3 protein-coding genes are annotated in these 3,284 nt (G+C 69.9%); 1 reads left to right on the top strand and 2 read right to left on the bottom strand.

Annotation, left to right across the window (positions count from 1 at the left end):
* Positions 1-157: 157 nt before the first annotated feature.
* Positions 158-640: a type II toxin-antitoxin system PemK/MazF family toxin gene (locus ACWEQO_RS30690; protein ID WP_361448977.1), complete on the bottom strand. Its 483-nt coding sequence runs from the start codon at positions 638-640 to the stop codon at positions 158-160.
* Positions 641-861: 221 nt separating this feature from the next.
* Between ACWEQO_RS30690 and ACWEQO_RS30685 the strand changes: the two genes are divergently transcribed.
* Positions 862-1,611 (top strand): MBL fold metallo-hydrolase, encoded by a 750-nt coding sequence (locus ACWEQO_RS30685; protein ID WP_361448980.1) that lies wholly within the window; start codon positions 862-864, stop codon positions 1,609-1,611.
* 97 nt (positions 1,612-1,708) lie between these two features.
* Here ACWEQO_RS30685 and ACWEQO_RS30680 read toward each other — a convergent pair whose 3' ends face one another.
* The gene (locus ACWEQO_RS30680) at positions 1,709-2,959 is read right to left on the bottom strand and encodes a PTS transporter subunit EIIC (protein ID WP_361448983.1); all 1,251 of its coding nucleotides are present in this window, start codon (positions 2,957-2,959) and stop codon (positions 1,709-1,711) included.
* Positions 2,960-3,284 lie beyond the last annotated feature (325 nt).

The raw sequence follows: 3,284 nt of genomic DNA, 5'->3' as shown, positions 1-3,284 counted from the left end.
AGGTGCCGGGAATCTCGGGAGGTTCTGGGGGTTCCAGAGGTCCCGGGAGTTCCGGGGGGCCAGGGGTTCCAGGGTCCAGAGGCCCGGGGAGTTCCGGCGGCTCCAGGGCTTCGGCGCCTTCGGGGCTCTCGGCGGTCCGCCCGCCACCGCCACCGGGTCACCGGGCCAGATGCCGTACCCGCTCCCACAGCGCCCGGTCGACGGCCCCCACCCGGCGCCGGAACCCCCGCACCGGCACCTCGCGCAACTCGTCCGTCTCCAGGAAGCTCGCCCGCCCCCGGGCGTCCCCCACGGCCCCCGCCGGCAGCGGGATCACCCCGCCGCGCCCCTCCCGGAAGCGCGTCGTGATCTTCGCGACGGTCGCCCGCTCCCCGCGCACCGCCAGCACCAGGCACGGCCGGTCCTTCGACGCCCCGGCACCCGCCGGTCCGTCCTCGTAGGGCACGTCGGCCCACCAGATCTCCGCCGGCCGCGGACCGCCGCCCGCATCCGCGACCGCCGTCGTCGCGGTCGCCGCCCCCGAGGCCCGCGTCCGGCGTTCGGAGCGGGGCCGGTGCCCCCGGCCCCAGCCGTCGACGAGCGTGGCGACCAGCGCGAGCAGTACCACCGCGACGAGGGCGAGCCACCACGACGTGTCCATGACCCTGACGGTACCGGGCACCCGAGGGCACCGGCGTGAACCGAGAGCGTGCGCCCCCTCACACTCCTCGCACGACCCGCGGCCATCCGAACCGGTGACAGCACAGGTGAGTTCCCCCACAACCGTCCCTGGCGAAGGAGCGGCCGAAGGTTTTGCGTCTTACGCTCGACGAACCGCACGACCCCCGTTCCCCTCACCCCGCCAGCGGAGGTTTCTGCTTCATGAAGCTCACCGTCGTCGGCTGCTCGGGGTCGTTCCCGTCCACGGAATCGGCCTGCTCGAGCTACCTCGTAGAGGCCGACGGCTTCCGGCTGCTTCTCGACATGGGCAACGGTGCCCTGGGCGAGCTGCAGCGCCACTGCGGTCTCTACGACCTGGACGCGATCTTCCTCAGCCATCTGCACGCCGACCACTGCATCGACATGTGCGCGTACTTCGTGGCGCGCTACTACCGGCACGGCGGCCCCTGCGACCCGATCCCGGTCTTCGGACCCGAGGGCACGGAGCACCGGCTGACCACCGCCTACGCCGACACCCCCTCGGCCTCCTCCATGAGCGAGGTCTTCGACTTCCACACGGTCAAGCCCTCCACCTTCGAGCTCGGCCCGTTCCTCGTGCACACCGAACGCGTCGCGCACCCGGTGGAGGCGTACGCCATCCGTCTCGAGCACGGAGGGAGGTCACTGACGTACTCCGGCGACACCGGAGTGTGCCGGGCGCTCGACGAACTCGCCCGGGACACCGACCTGTTCCTGTGCGAGGCAGCCTTCACCCACGGCAAGGAGAACATCCCCGACCTGCACCTCAACGGCCGCGAGGCGGGTGAGACGGCGGCCCGCGCCCGCGCCCGCCGGCTGGTCCTCACCCACATCGCCCCGTGGACCGACCCGCAGGTCAACCTCGCCGACGCCCGCGCCGTCTACGACGGCCCGGTGGAGCTCGCGGCACCCGGCGCGACGTACGTCATCTGAACCCCCGCACGCCCGAGGCCCCGGAGCCGTCCTCCCTGACGGCTCCGGGGCCTCGGTCACGCTGCTGTCGTACCCGTACGAGGACGACGAGGACCACTCACGCCTTCGTGGTGTCCTCGATCTCCTCCTCGGGCTCCCGGCCCGGGGTCGGCAGGTTGAACTTGACGATCGCGAAGCGGAACACCGCGTAGTAGATCGCCGCGAAGACCAGACCGATCGGGATGATCAGCCAGGGCTTGGTCGCCAGGTTCCAGTTGAGCCCGTAGTCGATGGCGCCCGCCGAGAAGGTGAAGCCCGCGTGCACCCCGAGCGCCCAGGTGATCGCCATGGACAGGGCGGTGAGCACCGCGTGGATCACGTACAGCGCCGGGGCGATGAACATGAACGCGAACTCGATCGGCTCGGTCACACCCGTCACGAAGGAGGTCAGGGCGAGGGAGATCATCATGCCCATCACGGCCTTGCGGCGCTCCGGACGGGCGGCGTGCGCGATGGCGATCGCGGCGGCCGGCAGACCGAACATCATGATCGGGAAGAAGCCCGACATGAACATCCCGGCGTCCGGGTCCCCGGCGAAGAACCGGTTCAGGTCACCGTGGACGACCTCGCCCGCGGCGTTGGTGAAGTCGCCGATCTGGAACCAGGAGACGGTGTTCACGAACTGGTGCATGCCGATCGGGATCAGCGCGCGGTTGATCAGGCCGAACAGACCCGCGCCGACCGCGCCGAGCCCGGTGATCCACTCGCCGACCGCCGAGATGCCGTCACCGATCGGCTCCCAGACCAGACCGAAGAAGACGCCCATCGCGGTACCGACGAACGCCATGATGATCGGAACGAGACGGCGGCCGTTGAAGAAGCCGAGCCAGTCCACCAGCTTCTTGCGGTGGTAGCGCTGCCAGAGCACCGCCGCCAGCAGACCCATCAGGATGCCGCCGAGCACACCGGGGTTGTTGTAGGTCGCGGCTATGTCCTCGCCGGCCTGCACCTTCGCCTCGGTGACGGGGAACGCCTTCAGGACGTTGCTGTAGACCAGGAAGCCGACCAGGGCGGCGAGCGCCGTGGAGCCGTCGGCCTTCTTGGCGAAGCCGATGGCCACACCGATGCAGAACAGCATCGGCAGGTTGTCGAAGATCGCGCCACCGGCGGTGGCGAACACGGCCGCGACCTTGTCCCAGCCGAGACCGTCGGCGCCGAACACATCGGGCTGGCCGAGCCGCAGCAGGATGCCCGCCGCCGGCAGCACGGCGATCGGGAGCTGGAGACTGCGACCCACCTTCTGCAGGCCTTGGATCAGGCCGGATCCCCGCTTCTTCGCGGGGGCCGCCGAGGCGGTGGCGGTGCTCATACTTCCTCCATCATGGTGGTCTACACCACTCGGTGGTGTAGACCTGTTTCTAGCATGATGAAGGCGGTATAAGGAACCCTCGGATTCCGCGACCGGGCAGCTACGCTCCGTACCTGTTCCGCGGCGGTTCCGCCCGCCCCTCCGGGCGCACCGAAGGGCCCGGGTCCGTGTCCGGGTCCGTGCCCCCGGACCCGTGGTCCGGGAGCTCGAGCGACCGGCTGCCCACCCTAAGACGTCGTTTCTTATGGCGTGATCGTTCGTTGGACCGTGCATGACGGATCTCGTTGAGCGGCTGGTACCGGATGAGTTGTGGGTGCTGTTCAGG

The organism is Streptomyces sp. NPDC004051 (genome assembly GCF_053604275.1).
Note: the sequence above shows the minus strand (reverse complement) of the source record. Positions and strands in the feature narration are given on the sequence as shown.